Raw genomic sequence first — 23,772 nt, 5'->3', positions numbered from 1 at the left:
CAATCTAATGACTATAGGCTACTGTGTCCTCCGTCACTACACCATTCGGGCCGATCGCCCACCCCTCACAACGCGAGGTTTCGCATGACCAAACGTACAACCGCCGTTGCAGGCTCTCCTGCAGATGCGAACTCCGGGCGCTCTCGCGCGGACTCACGACGCGCAAGCCGCGCCGCCTTTGTCGGAACCCTTCTCGAGTACTACGACTTCAGCCTCTACGCCTCGGCGGCGTCGGTGGTATTCGCGAGCGTGTTCTTCTCCGGCTCGAGCCCACTTCTGGGAACGCTACAGGCCGTCGGCACGTTCGCAGTCGGCTTCCTGATCCGTCCGGTGGGCGGGGTGATCCTGGGCAGCCTCGGCGACCGCATCGGCCGAAAGCGCATCCTCGTCTTCACCCTCGTCCTGATGGGTATCGCCACCCTGCTCGTCGGCTTGCTGCCGGGGTACGACCAGATCGGCTGGGTCGCACCGGCTCTTCTGGTCTTCCTCCGAATCCTGCAGGGCATCGGCGCCAGCGGTGAGTACGGAGGCGCGGCTCTGGTAGCCGTCGAATTCTCACCCGCGAAGAAGAAGGGCTTGATGGGATCGCTGCCCGGTATGGGCGCGGCACTCGGCGGCGTGCTCGGGACGCTGTCCCTGCTGACGGTGTCATCCCTGATGTCCCAGGACAGCTTCCTCGCGTGGGGCTGGCGCATCCCGTTCCTGTGCAGCGTGGTAATCCTCGCCTACGGCCTGTGGCTACGCCGCAGCCTGCCCGAAACACCTGCATTCCGGGAGATCGAGGAGAACAATGCCGTCTCGAAGCGTCCGCTCTTCGACGTGATCCGCCAGCAACCGCGCGCCCTGCTGACCGTGCTCGTAATGACCATCGGCCAGACCGGTATCGGTTACTTCTACATCGTGTTCATGGGCACCTTCGGCACCAACCAGCTCGGCTTCGGCGGAACGGAAGTGCTCGTCGGTCTGATCGCCGCACAGCTCACGAATGCCCTTCTGATTCCGATGTTCGGGTCCCTGTCGGACCGGGTCGGGCGCGCACCTGTGATCATGTTCGGCTTCCTCTACAGCGCCGTATTCGCATGGGTCGGCATCTCGCTCCTGTCCGGCGTCGGAACACCCCCCTTGCTGTACTGGGTGGTCATGGCGGCCGGAAACGGTATCGGCGTCGCGGCCATCTTCGGCCCGATGGGCGCATACGTCATCGAGCTGTTCCATACGCAGCACGCCTACAGTGGCCTCGGCCTCGGCCGTGAGGCCGGCAATGCACTCGGCGCGGCATTCGTCCCGGTCATCGCGGTTGCCTTGGCCTTCGACGACACCACCGTGTGGCTCAGCCTCCTGATCTGTGTCGTCTCGCTACTCGGATTTGCGGCGACCGTCCTGTCCCGTACCCGATCGACGTCCCCGAGGGAGCAGAACGACAACACGGCACCGGTGCCCGTGTAACACCCCCCGTGCGCGTTTCTGGTAGCGAGCGCTACCAGAAACGCGCACGGGTGCGGGGCACGCAACGACGATGCGACCCATGCCGATCGAATCGGCATGGGTCGCATCGTTGTGGATCTCAGACGCCTACCGGACCGCCTCGCCAGACACCGATCTCCTCACCCGAGACGTCGGCGGCGGCGTCGCTCACCAGAAACGACACCGTCGAGGCGATCGATTCGGGTGGAATCGACGGCCAGTGTCTGGTCAGTGCCTCGACGCCGGCTTCGCCTCCCGACGCCACGATGTCGGTGGCGACGAACCCAGGCATCACCGAGTTGACCGTGATGCCGCGACGGGCGACTTCCACGGCCATCGTCTTGGTCATCGCAACCAGGCCGGCCTTCGCCGCGGAATAGGCGCTCATGCCGGGCGACGGGCGGCGTCCCCCCGACGGGCTGTTGACGAATACCACACGGCCCCAACCTTGTTCGTACATGGCAGGCAAGGCAAAGTGCGTGCAGTAGAACGCCCCGTTGAGATTGACCGCGAGGACTTCGTCGAACTCTTCGGGGCCCTGCTTGCGAGCCGCACCGGCCTTGTTCATGCCCGCATTGTTGACCAGCACGGTGGGGGCACCCAGTCGGGCGGTCGTGTCGGCAACGAGACGCTCCGCGTCGCCAGCTTTCGAGACATCGGCCTGGATTGCCACGGCCTGCCCACCGTCCGCGACGATCTTCGCCACGACGTCCTCGGCGTCGCGCGCACTACGGGAATAGTTGACCGCGACGGCGAAGCCGTCGGCGGCGAGCCGCTGGGAGACGGCCGCGCCGATGCCGCGTCCCCCTCCGGTGACGACGGCAACCTTCTGCGAGCTCACGTCTGACTCACCGAACCCTTTCGTAGTTGTCGGGCACATGCGCGAAGGTGTCGCGCAGTTGGCGCTTGGCGATCTTCCCGCTGGGCATTCGGGGCAGCGGTTCGTCCAGGAAGACGACATAGCGCGGTACCTTGTAGTCGGCGAGGCGCTCGTTGCAGAAGCCGACGATCTCGGATTCCTTCATCTCCGTGGTCGTTCTGACCAGCGCTGCCGGGGTCTCCCCGAACTTGGCGTCGGGGACGCTGATCACAGCGACCTCTTCGACCTCCGGGATCTGGTTGATGACGGTCTCGATCTCGGCGGGGGAAATGTTCAGACCACCGGAGATGATCATGTCCTTGAGACGGTCGACGTACGTCAGGTAGCCGTTCTCGTCGAGCTTGCCGAGGTCTCCGGTCTGCAACCAGCCGTCGATCAGGGCCGCACGCGTGGCCTCCTCGTTGCGCCAGTACCCGGGCATCATCCCCGGTCCCCGCAACAGGATCTGGCCCACCTCGTCGGGAGGTAGGTCGTTGCCCTCGGGGTCGACCACCCGGATCTTCGTGAAGATGCCGCCCCACCCGCACTTGTCGGGGTGCTCCGCGGCTTCGTCCCGCGGCATTGCGGTGGCCGATCCGCCGATCTCCGTCTGACCATAGATCTGCCGCAGGGACACCCCTTGGGCCTGCCACTTGCGCAGCAGGTCGACGGGCACGCGCGCTCCGCCGACGTGTGCGGTGATCATGTGGCTCAGATCCGTATCGGCAAACCCGGGCACCTTCGCGATCTGCTCGAAGAGAATCGGGGGTCCGGTCAGGGTGTTGGCCTTGTCCTCGGAGAGGATGCGCAGCGCCGCCGACGGATCGAATCCCGGCTGCAGGAACAGGGTTCCGCCGTGAATCACGACACGCGAGATGCCCCAGACGATGCCGGCGGCGGTGAACAGCGGCAGGACCAGTACCGGGCGCAGACCGTTCGGCTGAATCGGTTCCATCAGCGACCACTCGTGCATCTCACCGGCAATCGTGGCGTGCGTGAAGATCACGCCCTTCGGCTTCCCGGTGGTGCCGCTGGTGAAGACGATGGCAGTGGGAGTGCCGAGATCGACGACCGGTGAGCGGTATTTCGCGTGTTCGCGGCCGCGTAGCGGGCGCACATCCTTCTCGAACACGGCGATCGAGAAGGTGTTGCGCGCTTGCTGGACCTCTTCCAGTCGCGGCAGCAGCGCCTCTTCGCAGTAGACCACTGTGGGTTCACAGTCGTCGACGAGGGTGGTGAGCTCGCCGGTGAGCATCCGCTGGTTGAATCCCACGGCGATGGCGCCGACCTTCATGGCGCCGAGCGAGGCCACGGCCCATTCGAGGCTGTTGGCGCCCAGAAAGCCCACGCGATCACCCGGCGTGACGCCGCGGGAGGCGAGGTCGTTCGCGACGCCGTCCGCCCAGCTCGACAGCTCTGCGTAGGTGACGACATCGCCGTCGAAGTCGATCGCGGGCAGATCCGGCTTCGACCGGGACCAGTAGGTCAAAGCGTCTACAACGGTGCCGCTCATGTAGCCCTCCATGAATGTGTGTCGTCGACGCGGGCCCACCTCAGTGAGGCAGATCACACCCGCTCGTCAAATCTAAAGGTTGTTGTTTATCCGGGCAAGTACGAACGGGCGTCTGCACCGTGGGCGACCGCGAGCATCGCCTCGACCTCGACCAGCTTCTGCCGAGCCCGGCCTCGACGACGCCCTTCGGTACGTTCGTACCGGTCGATGCGCCGCCAGCCGTCGAAGCCGAACGCACCCGGGCAGCGCGCCTCGACGATCGACGCCAGATCGTCGCCGGTACGGCTCGGTCGCGGCAGCAGCGCACGTTCGTGGTCGGCGACGATCGCCTCGACGGTCTCGGCGGCGCAGTATCTGTTGGTCCCGATCACCCCGGTCGGCCCCCGCTTGATCCAGCCTGCGACGTAGAGACCGGGTATCGGACGGTTGTCGGCCGGATCGACGACACGACCTGCGATGTTGGGTATCGTGCCGCGCGCCGCGTCGAACGGCAGACCCGGCACCGGACGGCCGCGGTATCCCACCGACCGCAGCACCAGCGAGGCTTCGAGATCCTCGCCGGGCCCCGCCACGCCGAACGGTGCGATCCGCAATCCCTCGACGCGAGTGCCGCCGAGGACCTCGATCGGCGCGGCGTGGAAACGTAGGGTGATCGTCCGCCTGCCCGGTTGCGGACGCCGCTGCGCATACTCCGCGATCGTCCGCAGCTTGATCGAGGCACCCTCCGGCGGGTCGTATCCGTCCTGGACCGTCACGTCGACTTCCGGTAACAATCCCAGCGCGAGCAACTCCGGCGTCGTGAAGGCGCCGTGCTCGGGACCGCGGCGCCCGAGCACCACCACTTCCTCGATCGCGCTGCGGCGCAGTACATCCAGGGCATGCTCCGCGATGTCGCCGGGCACGAGCCGTTCGGGATCGCATGCCAGGATCCGCGCCACGTCCAACGCGACATTGCCGTTGCCGATCACCACGGCGCGACGCCCCGACAGATCGAAGGTTCGGTCCGCGTAGTCCGGATGCCCGTTGTACCAGCCGACGAATTCCCTTGCGGCACTGCTACCCGGCAGGTCTTCGCCCGGGATACCGAGCTTCCGGTCGTCGGAAGCTCCACCCGCATGGATCACCGCATGGTGGTGGTCGAGCAGCTCGCCGACGCCGAGGTCACGTCCGATCTCCACACCGAGGAATGCGCGGAAGCCGCTGCGGCCGGCGGTACGGGAAAATCCCCGTTCGACGGCCTTCGTCGTCTGATGATCCGGGGCCACACCGAAGCGGACGAGGCCGCCGACGACGGGGAGCCGCTCGAACATGGAGACCTCGACGTCGACGTCGCGCCGTTTCAGCAGTTCCTCGGCAGCGTAGAAGGCGGACGGACCGGAACCCACGATCGCCACTCGCAGCGGACCGGGCCGCTCGGCGACGACGACGGGCTCCCTCGGCACCTCCGTCGGGCCGGACACGGTCGGGTTACCCAGGAAGTATGCGGCATTGAGATCCTTGTAGATCTCGGTCTCGGGTGTGAGATCGCTGTCGGGCACGATCGCCTCCACCGGACACACGTCGGCGCACGCCCCGCAATCGATGCAGGTGTCCGGATCGATGTAGAGCATCTCGGTGCGCGCGTACTGCGCTTCGTCGGGCGTCGGGTGAATGCAGTTCACCGGACACACCGCGACACACGTCGCGTCGTTACAGCATGCTTGCGTGACTACGTACGTCATTGGTACTCCGGTTGATCGTGTGCTTCCGAACTCGGTTCCGGTGGGAGGAAGCGGTGGCCGTAGCGGTCTGCAAGTTCACGGGCGCGGGCCGTGAACCCCTCCACACCAGCGGAATAGGACCGTCTGAACGAGACGACTCCCCCCGTGTGCGCGGGGAATCCGATCCCGAGGACGGATCCGGTATCGGCGTCGGCCTCGGAGCCGATCACGCCCTCGTCGAGACAACGCATCGATTCGAGCACCTCGACGAAGAGCAACCGATCGCGCATGTCCTCGAGCGGGATGGTCCGGGGACTCCCGAACACGTCGCGAAGACCGGGCCACAGCCCGAGTCGCGTGCCGGCCGCGTCGTACTCGTAGAACCCACGACCCACCGATCGACCACCCCGACCGTGCTCGTCGATCATCCGGTCGCGGACACGGTCCGCGCCATTCGCCCGCCACACATCCCCGACGGCTTCGACAGCGACACGGTTCTCTCGCTGCACCGTGCGGTTGAGGGTCAGCGTGATCTCGTCGAGCAACTGCAGCGGCGGCACCGGGTATCCGGCTTCGAGCGCCGCACGCTCGACGAGCACCGGATCGATTCCTTCCCCGACCGCGACCATCGCCTCGTCGAGATACGGCTGCATCACCCGGCTGGTGAAGAACCCCCGGCTGTCTCGCACCACGATGGGCGTCTTCCCCAGCATCCGTGAGTACGTCAACGATGCTGCGAGCGTCGCCTCCGAGGTGCGCGCACCGACGACCGTCTCCACCAACGACATCCGGTCCACGGGTGAGAAGAAGTGCATCCCGACGAAGTTCTCCGGGCGGGCCAGCGTGGCGGCGAGGGTTGTGACCGGCAGGGTCGAGGTCGTCGAAGCGAGGAGGGTGCTCGGCTCGGTGACGGCCTCGATCGACTGCAGGACCTGTTGCTTGACGGCGACGTTCTCCGCCACGGCCTCGACCACCAACGACGCCGGCGCCAGGTCCGACACCCGTTCGGTAGGCGCGATGCGATCGAGCAACGCCGACGAGGCGGCCGCATCGGTCCTTCCGGCCTGCAGCGCGCGCATTTCGCGCCGGGCGGCGTAGGCCTTTCCTCGGTGCGCACCCTCGAGGCTCCGGGCAACGAGCACGACGTCGGCTCCGGTCCGCGCGCACGTGTACGCGAGGGCCGAGCCCATCATCCCGGCGCCGACGACACCGATCGTGATCCCGGCCGAATCGCCCGACTCCGCGCTCATGACCGTGGGCTCTCTACGCGGGTGACTTCGACGGAGAACCCGTTGAAGATCGGGGCGCCGGTCAGCGGCTCGACCACGGTGTCGTCGACGAGGGCGTTGACGTTTGCACCGGGGGCGGCGGCCGAGCGTCCGGTGCGCAGACCAGGGCCGTGGTGACCCCACCCGTGCGGCAGGCTCACCACCCCCTGGCGCATCGCGTCGGTGATGTGTAGTTCGGCGACGACAGCACCGGTCTTCGAGGCGATACGCACCGTGTCGCCGTCGACGAGGTTGCGTTCGGCAGCGTCGAACGGATTCATGTACAGCGCGCACTGGCCTGCGTCGGGCTGGGGCAGCGCGTTGTGCAGCCAGGAGTTCATGCCGCGACGCTGGCGCCGGTTGACGAGGACCAACTCCGGCACGGGCTGTTCCAGCGCATCACGCAGGCGCGGCAGGTCGGCAGCCAACGCATCGGGCAGGAGGTTGATTCTGCCGTTCGGGGTGCGCAGCACTTCGGGGACCCGCGGCTGCAACGGCCCGTAATCGATGCCGTCTGGAGTGCGCTCGAGTAGTTCGAGGGTCAGTCCCCCGGGCACAGCGCCGAACCGATCGCCGTACGGGCCGCTGCGCAACCGCAGGTCCAGCAGCCGCTGCGGACCGGTGCGGCCCTCGGTTGCCCGGACGACGTCGTCGACTTCGCGGCCGGCGAGTTTGGCTGCGCGACGGATCGCGGTGGTCGCCACCTCGTCGTCCAGTTCGGTGATCGGCCGCTCCGGTTCGCCGCGGACGATCCCCGTCAGGCGCAGCAGGATCTGCCACTCGGGCATCTCCCCGGGGCCCGGCTCGAGCAGCGGGGCGGTGTACCGGGCCACATTGCGCACCTGGAAGTGTGTGAGCGCGAGGTCGTGGTGTCCCCGTGTCGTGAGCGGTGGAGGGGGCAGGATGACATCGGCGTAGCGGGTCGTTTCGTTCAGATACCCGTCGATGCAGACCATGAATTCGAGGTCGGCCAGAGCTGTCTCGACAGCGTGGCTGTTCGGAAACGACCGGGCCAGGTTCCCGGAGATGGTGACCAGAGCGCGCACCTGTCCGGGACCCGGGGTGAGGACTTCCTCGGCGAAACAGACCGCGGGGAGTTCTCCCATCGCCTCGGGCATGTTCCGGACCCGTGACCGCCACCGATCGAACACGAGCGGGGCCTTGGGGTTGGCAGGCCAGGTGGTCGGTCCGCCGGCGGGTGGCACCGGGAACATCGCGCCTCCCGGCCGATCGAGGTTTCCGGTCACGATGTTGAGTACTTCGACCATCCAGTTGGCGACCGAACCGAATTCCTGGGTACACGAACCCATCCGGGAATGTGCAACGGCCGCGTCGGAACCGGCGAATTCCCGTGCCACCCGGCGGATCACGTCGGCATCGATACCGCAGATCGGCGCGACCGCATCCGGGGTGAACTGTTCCGTGAGTCGAAGGACCTCGTCCAGACCGTCGGCGTGCTCGGTCAGGCGACCGGGCGCAGCGAGCTTCTCGGTCGCGATCACCGAGACGAGTGCGAGCAGGAGAAATGCGTCGGTGCCGGGCCGGATGGCGAGGTGGAGGTCGGCGACCTCCGCCGTGCGGGTGCGCGCCGGGTCGACTACCACCAGGGTGCCACCGCGCTCTCGCAGCGCTTCCAGACGCTTGCCGATTCCCGGTGCGGTGACGGTGCTGCCGTTCGACACGAGCGGATTCGACCCCAGGATCAGCAGGTACGACGTGCGGTCGATATCGGGGACCGCCATTCCGAGCCCGGTTCCGTAGAGCAGGGCGTTCGCGTAGTTCTTCGGAAGTGTGTCGATGCTCGCGGGCGAGTAGACGTTGCGGGTCCCGATCGCCGAGATCAGTGGCAGCGTGTAGAACGACGGGTCCAGGTGGTGCGCGGCGGGATTACCCGAGTAGACAGCGCAGCTGTCGGGGTCCGCCGCGATGATCGGCGGCAGTCGCCGATCGATCTCGGCAAATGCCTCGTCCCACGTTGCCTCACGGAAATCGTCCCCGTCGCGGATCAACGGGGTGCGGAGGACGTCGGGGTCGTTCTCCAGTTGCCCGAGGCCCAGTCCCTTCGCGCAACTATGCCCCGCGGTGAACACATCGTCGGGGTTCGGCCGCACCGACGTCACGGTGCGTCCGTCGAGTTCGAAGAGCAGGCCGCACGTCGCTTCGCACAGCGGGCAGATGCGTGCGCCTACCGTTCTGGTGGAAGTGTCAGTGAGCACCGGCGGGGACCTCCACTTCGATGCTGACCGGCACCGCAGTCATCACCGGCATCGCGTTGATGTCCTGGACCCGGTCGTAGCCGGTCAGGTCGTTGACGTTGCTACCGACCCGGCGGGGGTCCGCGTCGGTGTCGGACGCGCCCCAGCAGTGGGTCATCGAGATCGTGCCCTGCCGGACGGTGGGGTCGGTGTGTGCGACAGCTCGGATACGGCCGTGAGCCGAACGGATGCGCACGATATCGCCGTGGTCGATGCCGAGCTGCTGTAGGTCGTGCGGATGCACGTGTGCGGGGTTGTAGCCGAAGCGCGCGAGTCCACTGACATCGCGGCCCAACGAATTCATCAACTCCCGCATGCGCCGCACCGTCAGTTGCATCGTATGTCCGGGTTGCCGCGGCGACTCGTTCAGTGCAGCAGCGATTTCCGCGTTCACGTCGTCCGGGCACAGCGCGAGGCGATGTTCGGATGCGCCTTGTGCGGGCGGACCGACCACCTTTTCCTCCGGAGGTGCGAGCACACCGCGTCGCGCCGACATCACTGCGCCTATCGGGACGCGCCCGCGTTCGGCGAACATCGCGAGCAGTTCCTCCGAGGTGGGCGGCGCGTCCGGGTCGAGCACCCGTCCGGCGAACTTCACCTTGTGCCCGGACGCGGACGCAAGGCGGAAGAAGAACTCCCAGTCTTCGATCACTCCTGCGGGTGGCGCCACGAGTCGTGGGGTGTACTGCGCGAAGGGCTGGGCGAAGAAGAACTCCATCAGCAAGGTGTGGTCGGGTCGCTCGTACACCATCGTCGGCGCGATCACGTAGTCGGCCAGCCGGGCGGTCTCGGACATGCGTGTGTCGACGCACACCAACAGCTCCAGCTCGCTCAATGCACGTTCGGCCTTCTCCCGATCCGGGAGGGCCCGCGCCGGGTTTCCGCCCGAGACCACCAGGGCCCGCACCCGGTCGGCGCCGGGCTCGAGGATCTCGTCGGCAAGAATGCCCGACGGCAGCTCGCCGTTCATCGTGCCGATCCCGCCGATGCGGCTGCGGAAGCCGGATTCCCAGGTCCGGTGCGGCGGACGAACCTCCGCCTTCAACGGGATCGTCCGCGCGAGAACGTTGCGGTCGGGTGTCATCTCCCCTTCGCGCAGGTACCGGCCGCAGACGACGTTCAGGCATGCGACGAGATGCTCGGCGACGTTGGAATGCGGGCCCATGCACACCCCGGTGCCCGTGGTCGCCATGCCCCGCCGCCCCTCGGCGAACATCCGGGCCGCGCGGATCACGTCGGTCGCCGGCACGCCCGTCACCGCTTCGGTGTGCGCGGGTGTCGCCTGCGCGACCGCCGCGCGGAGTTCGTCGAGGCCCTCGACGAAACGGTCGCAGAATATGCGGTCGTGACGAGCCTCGGACAGGATCACGTGCAGCAGCCCTGCGAACAGTACGGCATCGGTGCCGGGGCGGAGCTGCAGGTGCAGGTCCGCACGAACCGCAGTTTCGGTGCGCCGAGGATCGACGACGATGAGCTTCAGCCCGCGCTCGCGCGCCCTGCGGATCGTGACGGACGGGTTCTGGGTGATCGCGCCGTCCCCGTCCCCGCCGTTGAGCGACACCATCGGATTCGTGCCGGCCAGCAGCCACACGTCCGCGGTGTCGAAGCGCTGGCGCCCGCCGAGATACTCCCCCATCCGCGCCTGCACGATCCACTTGGCGGACTGATCGATCGTCATGGTCGAGAACAGTTTCCGCGAGCCGGTGGTGCGGAACCATGCCCGCGCCATCGGACCGGTCAGCGCTGCGAAGTTCTGCTGGGTTCCCATGAACAGCGCCAGTGCGTCCGGACCGTGCTCCCCCTTGATCGCTTCGAGACGCTCGGCGATCTCCGCGATCGCGACCTCCACCGGGACGGGCTCGAAGGTGCCGCCGGGGGTGCGGCGCATCGAGGTGGTGAGCCGATCCGGCCCTTGGTGGAGGTCGCCACCGCGACGCCCCTTCGGGCATGAGTAGCCGCCTGACAACGGGTGCAGGCCGTCGCCGACGATGCTGAGGATCCGATCGCCGTCGATTTCTACTCGCACCCCACACGAGGCGGGGCACAGGCGGCAATAGGACAACTTCACCGGCACTGTCTGCTCTCCGTCCACTGATCGGCAGAGGCAATGGGCTCTGCGGGATGTGATTGCCGTCACCGACGTGTCGAGAATCTAACATCTGTAGATAAACGGCACAACCCGGTTCCGCTACGTCCGCCACGCGAAGTGCTATTCGGCCGCAGCCATGGTGTGCGGTGTCCCAGTGGTCCGGAAACTGCGGGTGCCCTGTACCCGGCGGGCCCGGAGCGACATGATTCCGAGAGTCACGACAGCGAGCAGCGTCGGCACGATCGTGAGCAGGAAGATGCTCTGTGCCCCCAACCCCGCCGCGATGAGGAGTGCACCGACCGCCGGACCCGCGATCGAGCCGATTCGACCGATGCCCATCGCCCAGCCCACGCCCGTGGCACGGACAGCCACCGGATACACCGCGGCCGCGATCGCTATGATGCCGGCCGAACTACCGGACATACCGAAACCGACGAAGAAGACCGCCACCAGCAGCACCCATCCGCTGCCGAGAAGCATCGCGACCAGCGCCGTGCACACGGCACCGAGTGTGTAGCCCGCCATCACCACGACGAAGCCGTTGCCGATCCGGTCGGTGATCCGGCCGAATGTGAGTGCACCCGTCATCCCGCCGAGGTTGAACAGCGACGCGGCGAGCAACGCGGTCGATGCGCTCCGACCGCCCTCGCCGAACAGGGTCGGCATCCAGCTGAGCAGGAAATAGATGACCAGGAAGTTGATGACGAACACGCCCCACAGCAGGACGGTGTCGACCGCGCGGCCGCCCTGGATCAGCGCGCCCACCGGCGACTTCGTCGCAGCCGATGTGTCCTGCACGAACCTGGACGTGGCCGTCACGCGTTCGCGGGCCGCGATCTTGTCGACGATGCGCGCGGCTTCCTCGGTACGGCCTCCGGCAACGAGGAACTTCACGGATTCCGGCAGCCACCGGATCACGACAGCCGTCAAGATCAACGGCAGCACGCCACCGACGACGAACAGCGCCTGCCACCCGAACTCGGGAATGAGGAACGCGGCCGCGAAGCCACCGAGAAAGCCGCCCAGCGACATACCCGCAACCGTGACGGTCACCATCGTCGCCCTGATGCGGGCGGGGCTGTACTCACTCACCATTGCGATGAGGTTCGGCGTCACACCGCCGAGGCCGAGACCGGCGATCACGCGCAGCACGATCAGAGCCGTCATGGAGGTCACCAGCGCGGTGGCGAGCGTGAACACCGCGAATACCACGGTGCACACGATAATGATCCTGCGGCGACCGTATCGGTCGGCCAGTGGCCCGAACAGCAAGCTGCCCACGACCATTGCGCCCGTGCTCAACGCAAGCGTGAACCCGAAGGACGCGGGCGACAGCCCCCAGTCCGCGGACATGGCGGGAATGACGAACCCGATCAGCTGGGCGTCGATGCCATCCAGGATCGCGAGACCCAGGCACAGGACGAGAACGCGCTTCTGCAGGGATGACAGCGGCGCGTCGTCGATGATCTTGGTGATGTCCACATCGCGAGTACTGCTCACGGTGCGTATCCTCTCGGAGTAGGGAGCGAACTCAGGACCGGGACGTCGCGGCATCGGCCGCCGGAACCTCGCGGGCAACCGGGATCGCATCGGCAGGTGGCTTCTGAAACCGTTCTCGTAGAACCGCTTTCGCGAGCTTTCCCGAGAAGGTGCGCGGCAACGGTTCGTCGAGCGCGACCGCCATCGCGGGGCGCTTGAACTTGGCCAGATTCCCGCTCGCGACGGACGCGATGTCGGTGACGACCTCGTCCGCCGGTCGTTCGCTGTGGAACACCACCATCGGGACCTCACCCCATCGGTCGTCCTCGACGCCGATCACCGCGAGGTCGACCAAGCCGTCGATGCCGTGCAGTGCCTTTTCGATCTCCGCCGGGTAGACGTTGAGGCCCCCGGAGATGAGCATGTCCTTCCGGCGGTCGACGACCTTGAGAAAGCCGCTTTCGTCCTGCAGGCCCAGATCGCCGGTGCGCAGCCAGCCGTCGACGAGCGTCTCCGCGGTCGCCTCGGGCTTGTTCCAGTACTCACGCATGACGTGCTCGCCGCGCACCAGGATCTCGCCGACCTCGTTCGGTGCGGCGAAGCCGCCGTCGATGCTGCCGATGCGTATCTGCGTGCCGGTCAAGGCCAGGCCGGCGAATCCCGGCCGGGTACGGGCGTCCTCGTAGTACAGCGTCGACACCATTCCCGATGCCTCGGTGAGTCCGTACGCCTGGGTGAGCGGCACACCGCGGCTGTTGTAGAAGTCGAGCAGGTCCAGGCTCACGGGTGCGCCACCGGCGCCGGCGAACGTGAACTTCGCGAGCTTGCGCGTTCCGAAGTCCGGGAGTTGGGACATGCGCTCCCAGATCACCGGGACCGTGGTGGTCGCGGTGACCTGTTCCCGCTCGAAGGTGTCCAGGGCGATCGCCGGATCGAACTCGCGCAGCAGCACCATCGTCGAGCCCGGAAGCACCACGAGCTGCATGAAGATCGACAGCACCGAGCCCGTGTAGACGAGCGGCGCCGAGCACATCACGCGGTCGCGGCGGGAGATGCCGTGGCTGAGCACCTGCGCGATGCCGGGGGCGAGGGCGCTGCGATGGGTGACGAGCGCACCCTTCTGAACACCGGTGGTGCCCGAGGTGTAGCAGATGAATGCCGGATCGGACGCCTCGATGTGAACGTCCGGTCCCGGGCCGGGGTCGAGCAGCGTCTCGTATGCGCGGTGGTCGCTTCCACCGATCGCGAAGATCTCGAACTCGGTTTGCGCCGCCGCCTCCTCCAACAACGAAGCCAGCTCGTTCTCCACGATCACCACCCGCGGCGCCGAATCCACCAGCATCGGCGCCAGTTCCTTGCCGATCAACCGAAAGTTGAGCGGGACGCTGATCGCGCCGAGCTTGAGGGTCGCAAGGATGACGTGCGCCAGTTCCGGGCGATTGAGCATCATCACCCCGACACGGTCACCCTTACGAACTCCCCGGGCGGCCAGGCCACGAGCCAGCGCGTCGGTGACCGCATCCAGTTCGGACCAGGTCTGGGAGGTGTTGCCGAACACGATTGCCTGCTGGGTGGGACGAGTCTTGCCCCAGTACCGAACCAGATCGGTCAGATTCATTGTCGTCTCCTCGTGCTCGCCGCGGCGGCGTGCCCGCTCTCGCTCACGGCGGTGGGGGTGCGGCCCGCGCCGGGCCCGTCCACCCGATTCGGACGCGCCTGTGTCGGGCGGCGCGTCTGGAGTAGCTGTGTGACCGTCGGGCCGGATCACACACCGGAAAGGTGTGTGATCGCCGTCACCGAAGTCGCCGGTAATCTAACATTTGTAGATGTCTGTCACAACAGAATGCGGCATCGAATTCGCACCTACGGTCGCGGCGATGCCGACTCGTCGCCCCTACTCGGGCGAGATCGGTACCCCGGCGCTGGAAACATCGGACACACTGCGTGCAAACACTTTTCGAAGGACGTCTTCCGTGTCGGCTCCGAGTTCCGGTGGTAGCGACGGCGTGAACTTCTCGCCCTGCACCCGGATCGGGCTCGCCACGAACTCGAGTTCACCGACGCCCTCATACTCGACCCGGTAGGTGTTCGCGCGACCGGTGAAGTGCGGATCGGTGACCAGGTCACGGACGCTGTTCACCGGTCCACCCGCGATGTCGTGCGCGAGGAACAGCGCGACCCACTCCTCGCGGGTGCGCTGCCCGAAGATGTTCCGAAGCTCGCGGTACACATGGTCGGCGCGCGCCGGCGCCTCCGGGTCGGTGCCGGCCAGATCGATCTCGAGCAGGTCGGGCCGGTCGACGGCCGTGCAGAAGTTTCGCCAGAACTTATCGACGTGCGAGCCGAACAGGACGGCTTCGCCGTCCTTGGTGCGGTACGCCTCGAGTCGCGGCCAGTCGGGCAACCGGCCGTCGGGGAGCCACGACGGGCGATGAATCGATCGATCCTTGTTGAGTTCGGCATCGACCAGGTCGGGCATCCACGCCGCGGCCACGTCGATTCCGGCCACCTCGAGCTTGCAGCCCGAACCTGTGCGACCGGCACGGTGCACCGCTGCGAGCAGGCCCATCGCGCCGTACGCACCCAGCGCATACATGGCGATCGGTGGAGTCGTGGACCCGGCGATTCCCTCGGTCGGAGGTTCCTCGGGGGTGTGGACCTCCCGCAGCCCTGCGAACGCATCGAAGACGGGACCTCCGGTCCCGAGATTCCGGTACGGACCGTCCGAGCCCATGCCCGACACCGAGCAGAACACGAGTCTCGGATTGACCTTGCGCAGTTGCTCGTAGCCGACGCCGAGCCAGTCGAGGTAGCCGCCGCGCATGCCCTCGACCACCGCGTCGCAGGTGCGGGCGAGGTCCAGGAACGCCTGCCTTCCCTCCGGTGTTCGCAGATCGAGCGCGACGCTCTTCTTCCCTCGGTTCCACCGCAGATGCATGAAGGACGGCCCGTCCTCGTCGCCGATCGCGCGGCTGCCGCCGACCCGCACCGGATCCCCCAGCGGACCTGATTCGATCTTGATGACTTCTGCGCCCAGGTCGGCGAGGTGCCCACCGACCGAGGAAGGCGCCAGTTGCGCGACCTCGAGGATCCGTAGGCCCTCGAGCAAGGAGTATCCGCTCATGGTGTGTCTCTTTCGGAGATGTTGCGTGTCTGTTCGGGTTTCAGTTCCACCCACAGGCCGTCGGCTTCGGCGACGAGTACGTCTCCGTGGTGCATCGTGCCGCGCATGTATCGCTTGCGTCCGTCCTGTCGGAGAAACTGCGCCTGCACTCTGAGTTCGACGTCGAGGGGTGCGGGCGCTCGGAAGTCCACGTCGAGGGAGGCGGTACGGGCCCACGGCCGGCCGGCACTGTTGGCGAGCCGCGCCATGATCTCGTCGAAGATCAGCGGCGTGACTCCGCCGTTCATGGCGTAGCGTCCGGAATGAAAGCGGCCCACCGTGATCCGGCCCTTCGCCGTCGTCGCGGTGACCTCCTCGATGTGCAGCGGGGGAGCCATGGCCTGACCTCGACCGGCCAGATCCCACCGGTGTCCAGCCAGCTGATCGTCCTCTCCCACCTCGAACATCTTCAGCTTCGCTGCGACGGCGCGCAGGTCCGACGCCAGTGCCGCGCAGGCGGTGGGGGTCGGGCGGGCACGAGTGAACGCCTCCTGCACCTCGTGCACTGCCGATACCAGTTCGGCGAAGGCGTCGTTCGGTTCGACGGTGGGTACGAACGGATCGTTCCAATCCGGATTCCAGATATCCCCCGGCATTGTCGACTGTTGGGTGACGTCCATGGGGGCCTCTCACTCGGTTCCTGCGCGGGCACGGAAGAACTCCGTGAACATCTCGGCGATCGGGCGTGGCCGTAAGGTGCTGCGCGCGGCAGCGTTCTCGCGGTCGTAGCGACTGCGCAGATCACTGCCCGGGCCGGTCAGCAGGAGGGACTTGATCTCGCGGACGGCCTCGGGTGGTTGCGTCGCGATCTGCATTGCCGCCGCCGTCGCCGCCCCCGACACGTCCCCGTCTTCGGCGTATCGGGTGAGCAAGCCCATGCGGAACGCCTCCGCTCCGCCGACGACGCGCGAGGTCATGAGCAGATCGCGCGTCTGCCCCGCACCGATCAAGGTGTCGAGGATCCAGGTCAGATTCGCCCCGCCGTATGTCGCGGCGGTCACGGAAATACGGGACGCCGGGCCACCCACCCGGAGATCGGAGCATGCCGCGTAGAGGGTTCCGGCACCGTAGGACAGGCCGTGCACGGCCGCGATCGTCGGCTTGGGAAACTCGAGGTACCGCCACAGCAGGGCTTCCCGCTCGCGCACCAGCGTCGCATTTTCGTCCGGTGACAGCTCCGCGAGTTCGTGAAGGTCGTATCCGGCGGAGAACGCTGCGTCACCGGCGCCGGCGACCAGCACGACCCGTACGTCGTCCTCGGTGGCAGCGCGGGTGAGCCGCTCGTCGAGTGCCCGTTGCAGCGACATCGAGATCGCATTGTGGACCTCGGGACGATCGAGTGTCAGCTGCAGAACGCCCGGCGCGGGGAATGATTCGCGCAGCTGCTGTGCGGTCACGGCGCCGATCCGGCTGCGGCCGTGCGCCGCTCGGCGGCGATCGCGGCAGCGTCGCGCGTGATCATCTTGTGGAACACCTGTCCGGGCAGCTCGTTTCGTCCGTACACGAGTTCGTCGACCTGTCCGTGTGCAACGTTGTCGGTGATCGTCTTCGTGACGAACCAGTCCTCGGCGTGGAGCGTCTCCATGAGCAGTTCCCAGTTCTTGTCGAGCACCCGCTGCTCGCGCGCGGTCGTGGGTTCGCTCGGAGCCAGCAGCCGGATCGTGCAGTACGACACGTTGGGATCCTCGACGTCCGGAACGATCGTCCAGATCTCGAAGTGGTTCGGTTCGGTGACCAGCATCGTGCCGGGATAGATCGTGTAGTTCGCAAGCGAGTAGTCGCGCACGTCGAACGAGTCCGGGTCGGCGTCGCGGACCTCGGTGATCGACTTGCGGGCCACCACGATTCGCCACGATCGATCGACGACGTCCAGGGCGGTGATGTTGCCCTCCAAGAAGTTGCACACCGTCTTGGTGTGCAGCTGGCACAGATGGTACGAATCCTGCACACCGTCGACGGCGATCTTCCAGTTCATGTCGAGCTTCCAGGTCTCCTTGCGCACCTGGAAGGAGTTGCCGATGCCGGTATCGGTCACTTCGGCGTCGTGCTTCTCCCCGAGCGTCCTTGCGATGTCGAGCTCGGCGCCGACCGTCGGCACCACCCACACCAGTCCGTGACGGACCTCGCACGGGAACTCGACCAGGCCGTACTGCGATCGATCCAGCCCGTCGAACCCTTCGGCGTGCGGCATACCCCGCAGCGCACCGTCCCGGCCGTAGGCCCAGTTGTGGTAGGGACAGCTGAAGATGCGCTTGCATCCGGACTCGGCGAATTCGACCTTCGCGCCCCGGTGCCGGCACACGTTGGAGAAGGCTCTGACGCTGCCGTCGGATTGCCTGACCACCAGCAGCGGGGTGCCGATGAGTTCGGTGGTGACGAAGTCGCCGGTGTTCTTCAACTCGTCCAGGTGCGCCACGATGTGCGGGAATCGGCGAACGACTTCCCGCTCGCGATCCGCCAGTTCCGGATCGTTGAACACCGAGAATGGCACGCGGAGCATGTCGTCCGCGTAGTCGGTGGTGTCGTTGTCCACATGTGCGATGAGGCGCCGGGTGAGGTCGATCTTGTCGTCACGCTGCATGGATCGAGAGTGGCACATGAGACATTGCATGTCTAGTGTCTTATTCGAGTTACCCGGCGGTATGGTGCCTGGGTGGCACACAAGACAGACACCGAAACCGCGGACGTCGGCGCTGCGATCCTCGTCGCCGCCGAATCCTGCTTCGAACAGTTCGGCATCGCGAAGACGACGATGGCGGACGTCGCCCGGGCCGCGAACATGTCTCGCGCGACCGTGTACCGATATTTCTCGGACCGGGAATCGCTCATTGTGGCATCGATAGTCCGTCGCGCACGCATGAACATGGAGTCGTGGCGCGCACGCGTCCGGGAGTACCCGACGCTCGGGGAACGAATCGTCGAAGGTCTGTGCACCAACATCCGCCGCGGCCTTCGCGACCCGATGATCCACCTGCTCGTGTCGCCTGCCGAGGCGACACTCGCTACATCCCTGCTCGCAACCTCAGGCCGCGCCGTCGAACTGACTCGCGAATTGTGGGAGCCGATCCTGCTCGAAGCTCAGGAATCCGGCGCGCTTCGCTCCGACATCGACATGGACCTGTTGTACGAATGGCTGTCCGAGATCGAGATGAACTACATCAGTGCCCTGGGCGCCAATGCAGGCTCGCTCGACCGGCTGCGCGCGAAACTGTACGCCTTCTTCGTGCCCTCGCTCCTCGCCCAGCCGTGACACACAGTGCGCAAAGGCCACTGGGACCGGATCCTGTCCGGACTCGGGTCCTCACAGGATTCGACGACGAACGGGCAGGCCATCACGTCTGCGCCGACGCCGCTGAGCCGATCGCGGCGTCACAGCAGTCTCGACCCCCCGGCTGTGACAGGGGGGCGGCAACGATCGTGTCTGCCAGGACCCGTCAAGCGGCCAGGAACTCCAGCAGCACCTTGTTCACGGCCTCCGGCTGCTCGAGGTAGCCGTAGTGCCCGGCGTCGGGGATCTCCTGGTAGCTCGCGCCGGGAATGGCGTCGGCGACCTCCCGCGACAGGTACGCCGGGATCATCCGGTCGTCGGCGAAACCGACGGCCAGGCACGGCACCCGCACCGCCCGGTAGGCGGCGCGACGGTCGAACTCACGGTCCATTCCCAGCTGGGCCCGCACGCCGGGCGACGTCTTGCCGCCGGTGAACTCGAACACGTCGAGCCAGTCCCGCGCGGTGTGCGGGTCCGCCAGCGACGCCGGCGACAGGTTCATCACGGCTGTGACCGCCGCCCGGTACTTCGCAGGCAGTTCGACGCCGCTGTCGTACAGCTGACGCTCACCCTCGGTGAGGGTGACCTGGAACTGGTCCATGCGGGCGTGCCCGGCCAGGAACACCGCCTTGCGCACCAGGTCGGGGCGGGTCAGCGACAGCTCCTGCGCGACGCGCGCACCCATGGAGGTGCCCACGACGTATGCGGGACCGCCGAGCAGCTCGATCAGGCCGGCGGTGTCGGCCACCAGGTCGTCGATGGTCATGCCGCCGAGGCTCTCCCCCGACGGTGCGATGCCGCGGTTGTCGAAGGTGGCGACGCGGTAGCCGGCCTGGACCAGCGCGGGAACCTGGTGCAGGTCCCACACCCGGCCGGGGCTGCCTGTCCCCATGATCAGCACGACGAGGTCGCCGGTCCCCTTGACCTGGTAGTTCAGCGGGATCCCGTTGATTGTCGCGATGGGCATGAGAACCTTCCTGAGATGGGTGGCACGGGTGCGGCCGCACGGCAGCACGGGCACAACGGACCGATCCACACTACCCTGCACCGCAGGTCGCGCCCCTGCCAGCACATCCTCAGTCGCCGCCCTGCCAGGCGCGCCACAGCCGCGCGTAGCGGCCTCCGGCGGCGACGAGCGCCGCATGCGGGCCCTCCTCGACGACCCGGCCCGCCTCGAGCACGACGACCCGGTCCGCCGCCGCGGCCTGCGTCAGCCGATGCGCCACGACCAGCGCGGTGCGTCCTCGCGTCACGACCGCCGCAGCGGTTTCGAGGGCCCGGGCGCCCGCGCTGCCGGCCTCCGCCGTCGCCTCGTCGAGCACCACCACCTGCGGATCGGCGATCAGCACCCGAGCCAGCGCGAGCTGCTGGGCCTGGGCCGCGGTCACGGGACGGCCGCCCTCACCGACGACCGTGTGCACGCCGTCGTCGAGGGCGCGGACCCACTCGCCCGCCCCGACGGCGTCGAGTGCCGCCGCGACCTCGTCCACGGTGGCGTCGGGCCGGGCCAGGCGCACGTCGTCGAGCAGGGGGCCGCCGAACACGTGCACCTCCTGGCTGACGACGACGACGTGGCGGCGCAGCCGCGGGCCGAGTTCGCAGAGCGCCCGGCCACCGATACGGACCTCACCCGAGGTGGGCGTGACGACCCCGGCCGCGGCAGCGGCGACCGTCGACTTCCCGGCGCCGGTCGAGCCGACCAGGGCCACCGTCTCCCCCGGCGCAACCTTCAGGTCCACGCCGTGCAGGACCTCGGGACCGTGCGCGTACCGGTGCCGCACCCCGGTCAGTTCCAGCGCCGGCGGGCCGCCGCGCGGCTCGTCGGACGGACCGTTTTCCCGGGTCTGCGCCGCCGGGAGGTCGGCGACGCCCACGAGCCGGGCGAGGCTCGCGCCCGCGGACTGGACGTCGTCGAAGGTGAACAGCAGCAGCCCGAGGGGCGAGAACAGGCGGTGGAACAGCAGTGCCGCCGCCGTGGCCTCGCCGACGGTCACCGCATCGGCCCGTACCAGGACGAATCCGGCGACGAGAAGCGCTGCGAGACCGACGAATTCGGCGCGGTTGGCACGACCCGCGAACCGGGTGAACAGACCGAACACGCCGACGGTGAGGTCGCGCGCCCGGGCCGAGGCGGCATCGATGCCGGACAGGTGGGCCGTGTCGAGGCCGTAGGCCCGGACCGTGCGCACCCCGTGCATGCTGCTGACGAGTGCCTGCGACCGTTCGCCCATCGCGACCCGCTCCGCAGCGTACAGCGGTGCCGAGCGGGGCAGGTACCAGCGCAGGGCGAGCGCGTACATCGGCAGCGCGACGAGGCCGGCGAGACCGAGCCGCCAGTCGATTCCGACCATCGCCGCGACGCTGACCACCACCAGCATCAGCGCCGCCACCAGCTGCGGCACCACCGAGCCGAGTGCCTTCGCCAGCACCGCGACGTCGTCGCCGACGCGGGAGAGGACGTCGCCGTGCCCGGCGCGTTCGACGGTCTCGGGGGGCAGGGTCAGCACCCGCGCCAGCACCGTCTCGCGCAGCCGCGCCAGCACCGTCTCGCCGAGACGCGCAACGAGGTGCAGGCCGGCCCCCTCGAGCACGCCGCCGACGACCGCCGCCGCCGCGATCAGCGCGACGACCCATCCGAGTGTGGACATCGGGGCCTGCTCGCGCACCCGGTCGACGAGGACACCGAGGACGCGCACCGGCACCACCGCGGCGATCGCCGCCCCGACGGACACCGCCACGGTCAGCGCGACCCGCCCCGGCACGTCGCGCAGCTGTGCTCCCAGCCAGCGCCACGACCGTCCGGCGGAGGCGATCGGCAGCAGCTCGGACTCGTTGCTCGTCATCGCAGCACCGCCGCTCGGTAGGTGGGGTGGGTGGCGGACAGTTCGGCGTGGGTGCCGGACGCGACGATCGCACCGTCGTCGATCACGACCACGCGGTCGGCGGCGGCGAGCAGCGCCGGGCTCGAGGTGATGACGACGGTCGTGTGCTCGTCACCGTCGTGCCGCAGGCGCGCGATCCCCTCCGCGACGGCCTGTTCGGTGACGGCATCGACCGCGGTGGTCGGCTCGTGCAGCACCAGCACCGGAGCGCGCCGCGCCAGCGCCCGGGCCAGCGCCACGCGCTGCCGCTGCCCTCCGGACAGGCTGCTGCCGCGGTCGACGATCCGCTGGTCGAGGCCGTCCGGATGGGTGTCGGCGACCTGCCCGGCGGCGGAGGCACCGAGCACCTCCGGGGGGATGCCGTCGGACGGCCGGCTCATACCGGCGGTGATGTTGTCGGCGAGCGTTCCGGCGAACAGGTCGCTGTGGTGGGGTTCCGCGAGAACGGTCCGGCGTCCGGCGACGGGGTCGAGCGCACCGAGCGGCACTCCCCCGACGGTCAGCTCGCCGCGGACGTCCTCCGGCGGCACCTGGCCGGACAGCACGTCGGCGAGGGCCTCCGCGTCCTGCGACCGGTGGGCGAGGACACCGAGCAGTTCCCCCGGCGCGACGGTCAGGTCGATCCTGCGCAGCGACCGGTAGCCGAGCCCGCGCAGCTCGAGGCTGCCGTCCGACGGTGTCCCGGTTCCGGCGGGCAGCAGCGACGGCGCGTGCAGCACGAGCGCCAGCCGATCGGCGGAGGCGCGGGACGCGGCCCACGTCGACGGCAGGGCGGCGAGCGTCCCGAGCGGTTCGACGACGAACTGGGCCAGGCCCACGACGGTGATGAGTTCGCCGACCGAGATCCGGCCCGCCAGCGCGGCCCAGCCCGCGACGCCCGCGACCGCGACGGACAGCAGCGCGCTCACCGCCGACGAGGTTCCGGTATAGACGCCGAGGGCGCGGGTCGCGCGCAGTGTCGAGGCGAGCGCGTCCGCGCTGGCGTCCCGGTAACGCTGGGCGGCGGCCGGTTCGGCACCGATGCCGCGCAGCGGCCGCAGACCCGTGACGAGGTCCGTCGCCAGACCCGACGCTCGCGCCACCGCCTCCTGCTGTGCGGTGATGCGCCGGGTCAGCAACGGGGTGGCGCGGTCGAGCGCGACGAGGATCGCGGGTGTGCCCAGCAGCACCAGCAGACCGAGCGGGACGTCGACGAGCAGCAGCGCGACGGCGGCCCCGACCACCGCGGTGACGGCCGCAGCGGTGGCGGGCACCACGTGCAGGATCTGCGCGGCCCGCCCGGCGTCGGTCGTCGCCACCGCCAGGAGTTCCCCGGTGCGCAGGGAGGTGCGCACCCCGCGCGGATCGAGGATCCGGCGGGCCACCGCGACCCGTAGCCGGTGCGACTCCGCCTCGATCGCCGCGACGAGCCGGCGCGCACCGAAACGCCACGAGTAGGTGAGCACGACGAACAACGCGGCGAGTCCCGCGAGGGCGACGACCAGCATCGACACGTCGCCGTCGGTGACCGGCCCGTCGATGATCACCCCGATGGCGACGGGCACGAGGGTCTCCATCACCTGGTGCAGCGAGACCAGCGGGGTGCCGACTGCCAGCGCGATCCGCTGGTTCGCGATCGTGCGCCGCAACAGCCCCCGACCTGGCTTCTTCCCGTCGCCGACCCGGCGGTCGCCGTCACCGCTCATGCGTTCCACCACACGAAACTCTCCGTTCCACGTCACCACCCCGAGAAGTGAGTCAACCCTAACTTGCAGCGCGGGTGGCGTCGGAAGCGCCGGTTCTCATAGAGTCGCACTACGAATGACCTGCTCGAACGGAGCAGCAAGCCCGGG

General features: G+C 68.0%; 17 protein-coding genes. 2 read left to right on the top strand and 15 right to left on the bottom strand.

The genetic code is table 11. The annotated features are described in order from the left end of the window. Positions 1-84: 84 nt before the first annotated feature. The gene (locus AC2IPW_RS03915; RefSeq protein ID WP_486376342.1) at positions 85-1,446 is read left to right on the top strand and encodes an MFS transporter; all 1,362 of its coding nucleotides are present in this window, start codon (positions 85-87) and stop codon (positions 1,444-1,446) included. A gap of 118 nt (positions 1,447-1,564) precedes the next feature. Here the strand turns inward: AC2IPW_RS03915 and AC2IPW_RS03910 are convergent, their stop codons facing one another. The 12 genes from AC2IPW_RS03910 to AC2IPW_RS03855 form a co-directional block, all read right to left on the bottom strand. After that, positions 1,565-2,305, bottom strand: coding sequence for an SDR family oxidoreductase (locus AC2IPW_RS03910; RefSeq protein ID WP_486376341.1), 741 nt, complete (start codon positions 2,303-2,305; stop codon positions 1,565-1,567). A 7-nt stretch (positions 2,306-2,312) separates the two neighbouring features. After that, the gene (locus tag AC2IPW_RS03905) at positions 2,313-3,836 is read right to left on the bottom strand and encodes a class I adenylate-forming enzyme family protein (RefSeq protein WP_486376340.1); all 1,524 of its coding nucleotides are present in this window, start codon (positions 3,834-3,836) and stop codon (positions 2,313-2,315) included. Between the two features lie 86 nt (positions 3,837-3,922). Beyond that, positions 3,923-5,557, bottom strand: a complete 1,635-nt coding sequence (locus AC2IPW_RS03900; RefSeq protein WP_486376339.1) for a 4Fe-4S binding protein — start codon at positions 5,555-5,557, stop codon at positions 3,923-3,925. Next, positions 5,554-6,786 (bottom strand): 3-hydroxyacyl-CoA dehydrogenase family protein, encoded by a 1,233-nt coding sequence (locus tag AC2IPW_RS03895; RefSeq protein WP_486376338.1) that lies wholly within the window; start codon positions 6,784-6,786, stop codon positions 5,554-5,556. The genes AC2IPW_RS03900 and AC2IPW_RS03895 overlap by 4 nt, the downstream gene beginning before the upstream one ends. Then, the gene (locus AC2IPW_RS03890) at positions 6,783-9,020 is read right to left on the bottom strand and encodes a molybdopterin-dependent oxidoreductase (protein WP_486376337.1); all 2,238 of its coding nucleotides are present in this window, start codon (positions 9,018-9,020) and stop codon (positions 6,783-6,785) included. The genes AC2IPW_RS03895 and AC2IPW_RS03890 overlap by 4 nt, the downstream gene beginning before the upstream one ends. Next, on the bottom strand, positions 9,010-11,127 hold the full coding sequence (locus tag AC2IPW_RS03885; RefSeq protein ID WP_486376966.1) for a molybdopterin-containing oxidoreductase family protein: 2,118 nt from the start codon (positions 11,125-11,127) through the stop codon (positions 9,010-9,012). The genes AC2IPW_RS03890 and AC2IPW_RS03885 overlap by 11 nt, the downstream gene beginning before the upstream one ends. 141 nt (positions 11,128-11,268) lie before the next feature. Then, entirely contained in the window at positions 11,269-12,648 is a 1,380-nt protein-coding gene (locus AC2IPW_RS03880; protein ID WP_486376336.1) for an MFS transporter, read from the bottom strand. 31 nt (positions 12,649-12,679) lie between these two features. Continuing rightward, the gene (locus AC2IPW_RS03875) at positions 12,680-14,245 is read right to left on the bottom strand and encodes a class I adenylate-forming enzyme family protein (RefSeq protein ID WP_486376335.1); all 1,566 of its coding nucleotides are present in this window, start codon (positions 14,243-14,245) and stop codon (positions 12,680-12,682) included. Between the two features lie 276 nt (positions 14,246-14,521). Beyond that, positions 14,522-15,751, bottom strand: a complete 1,230-nt coding sequence (locus tag AC2IPW_RS03870) for a CaiB/BaiF CoA transferase family protein (RefSeq protein ID WP_371384364.1) — start codon at positions 15,749-15,751, stop codon at positions 14,522-14,524. Beyond that, on the bottom strand, positions 15,748-16,410 hold the full coding sequence (locus AC2IPW_RS03865; protein WP_371384363.1) for a PaaI family thioesterase: 663 nt from the start codon (positions 16,408-16,410) through the stop codon (positions 15,748-15,750). The genes AC2IPW_RS03870 and AC2IPW_RS03865 overlap by 4 nt, the downstream gene beginning before the upstream one ends. Before the next feature lie 9 nt (positions 16,411-16,419). After that, the gene (locus AC2IPW_RS03860) at positions 16,420-17,187 is read right to left on the bottom strand and encodes an enoyl-CoA hydratase/isomerase family protein (RefSeq protein ID WP_416062684.1); all 768 of its coding nucleotides are present in this window, start codon (positions 17,185-17,187) and stop codon (positions 16,420-16,422) included. Next, positions 17,184-18,371 carry an aromatic ring-hydroxylating oxygenase subunit alpha gene (locus tag AC2IPW_RS03855; RefSeq protein WP_416062683.1) on the bottom strand — a complete coding sequence of 396 codons (1,188 nt, stop codon included), beginning with the start codon at positions 18,369-18,371 and terminating at the stop codon, positions 17,184-17,186. Before AC2IPW_RS03855 ends, AC2IPW_RS03860 begins: the two co-directional genes overlap by 4 nt. A gap of 72 nt (positions 18,372-18,443) precedes the next feature. On the opposite strand from AC2IPW_RS03855, the gene AC2IPW_RS03850 reads away from it, so the two are divergent. Beyond that, complete coding sequence (locus AC2IPW_RS03850; protein ID WP_003939607.1) at positions 18,444-19,040, top strand: TetR/AcrR family transcriptional regulator; 597 nt, start codon at positions 18,444-18,446, stop codon at positions 19,038-19,040. A gap of 184 nt (positions 19,041-19,224) precedes the next feature. Here AC2IPW_RS03850 and AC2IPW_RS03845 read toward each other — a convergent pair whose 3' ends face one another. From AC2IPW_RS03845 to AC2IPW_RS03835, 3 genes are all read right to left on the bottom strand, one after another. Continuing rightward, positions 19,225-20,025 (bottom strand): alpha/beta fold hydrolase, encoded by an 801-nt coding sequence (locus AC2IPW_RS03845; protein ID WP_416062682.1) that lies wholly within the window; start codon positions 20,023-20,025, stop codon positions 19,225-19,227. 109 nt (positions 20,026-20,134) lie between these two features. Beyond that, on the bottom strand, positions 20,135-21,901 hold the full coding sequence (locus tag AC2IPW_RS03840; RefSeq protein WP_416062681.1) for an ABC transporter ATP-binding protein: 1,767 nt from the start codon (positions 21,899-21,901) through the stop codon (positions 20,135-20,137). Further along, positions 21,898-23,625: an ABC transporter transmembrane domain-containing protein gene (locus tag AC2IPW_RS03835; protein ID WP_486376334.1), complete on the bottom strand. Its 1,728-nt coding sequence runs from the start codon at positions 23,623-23,625 to the stop codon at positions 21,898-21,900. Before AC2IPW_RS03835 ends, AC2IPW_RS03840 begins: the two co-directional genes overlap by 4 nt. Positions 23,626-23,772: the final 147 nt, after the last annotated feature.

The organism is Rhodococcus sp. NS-SX18 (assembly GCF_057367935.1).
This window is presented reverse-complemented; position numbering and strand designations above follow the sequence as displayed.

Bases quoted from the DNA above. Each gene is read 5' to 3' on its own strand.
- AC2IPW_RS03865 (WP_371384363.1), bottom strand. From the start codon at position 16,410: ATGGACGTCACCCAACAGTCGACAATGCCGGGGGATATCTGGAATCCG.
- AC2IPW_RS03915 (WP_486376342.1), top strand. From the start codon at position 85: ATGACCAAACGTACAACCGCCGTTGCAGGCTCTCCTGCAGATGCGAAC.
- AC2IPW_RS03905 (WP_486376340.1), bottom strand. From the start codon at position 3,836: ATGAGCGGCACCGTTGTAGACGCTTTGACCTACTGGTCCCGGTCGAAG.
- AC2IPW_RS03855 (WP_416062683.1), bottom strand. From the start codon at position 18,371: ATGCAGCGTGACGACAAGATCGACCTCACCCGGCGCCTCATCGCACAT.
- AC2IPW_RS03835 (WP_486376334.1), bottom strand. From the start codon at position 23,625: ATGAGCGGTGACGGCGACCGCCGGGTCGGCGACGGGAAGAAGCCAGGT.
- AC2IPW_RS03895 (WP_486376338.1), bottom strand. From the start codon at position 6,786: ATGAGCGCGGAGTCGGGCGATTCGGCCGGGATCACGATCGGTGTCGTC.
- AC2IPW_RS03900 (WP_486376339.1), bottom strand. From the start codon at position 5,557: ATGACGTACGTAGTCACGCAAGCATGCTGTAACGACGCGACGTGTGTC.
- AC2IPW_RS03840 (WP_416062681.1), bottom strand. From the start codon at position 21,901: ATGACGAGCAACGAGTCCGAGCTGCTGCCGATCGCCTCCGCCGGACGG.
- AC2IPW_RS03870 (WP_371384364.1), bottom strand. From the start codon at position 15,751: ATGAGCGGATACTCCTTGCTCGAGGGCCTACGGATCCTCGAGGTCGCG.
- AC2IPW_RS03875 (WP_486376335.1), bottom strand. From the start codon at position 14,245: ATGAATCTGACCGATCTGGTTCGGTACTGGGGCAAGACTCGTCCCACC.
- AC2IPW_RS03845 (WP_416062682.1), bottom strand. From the start codon at position 20,025: ATGCCCATCGCGACAATCAACGGGATCCCGCTGAACTACCAGGTCAAG.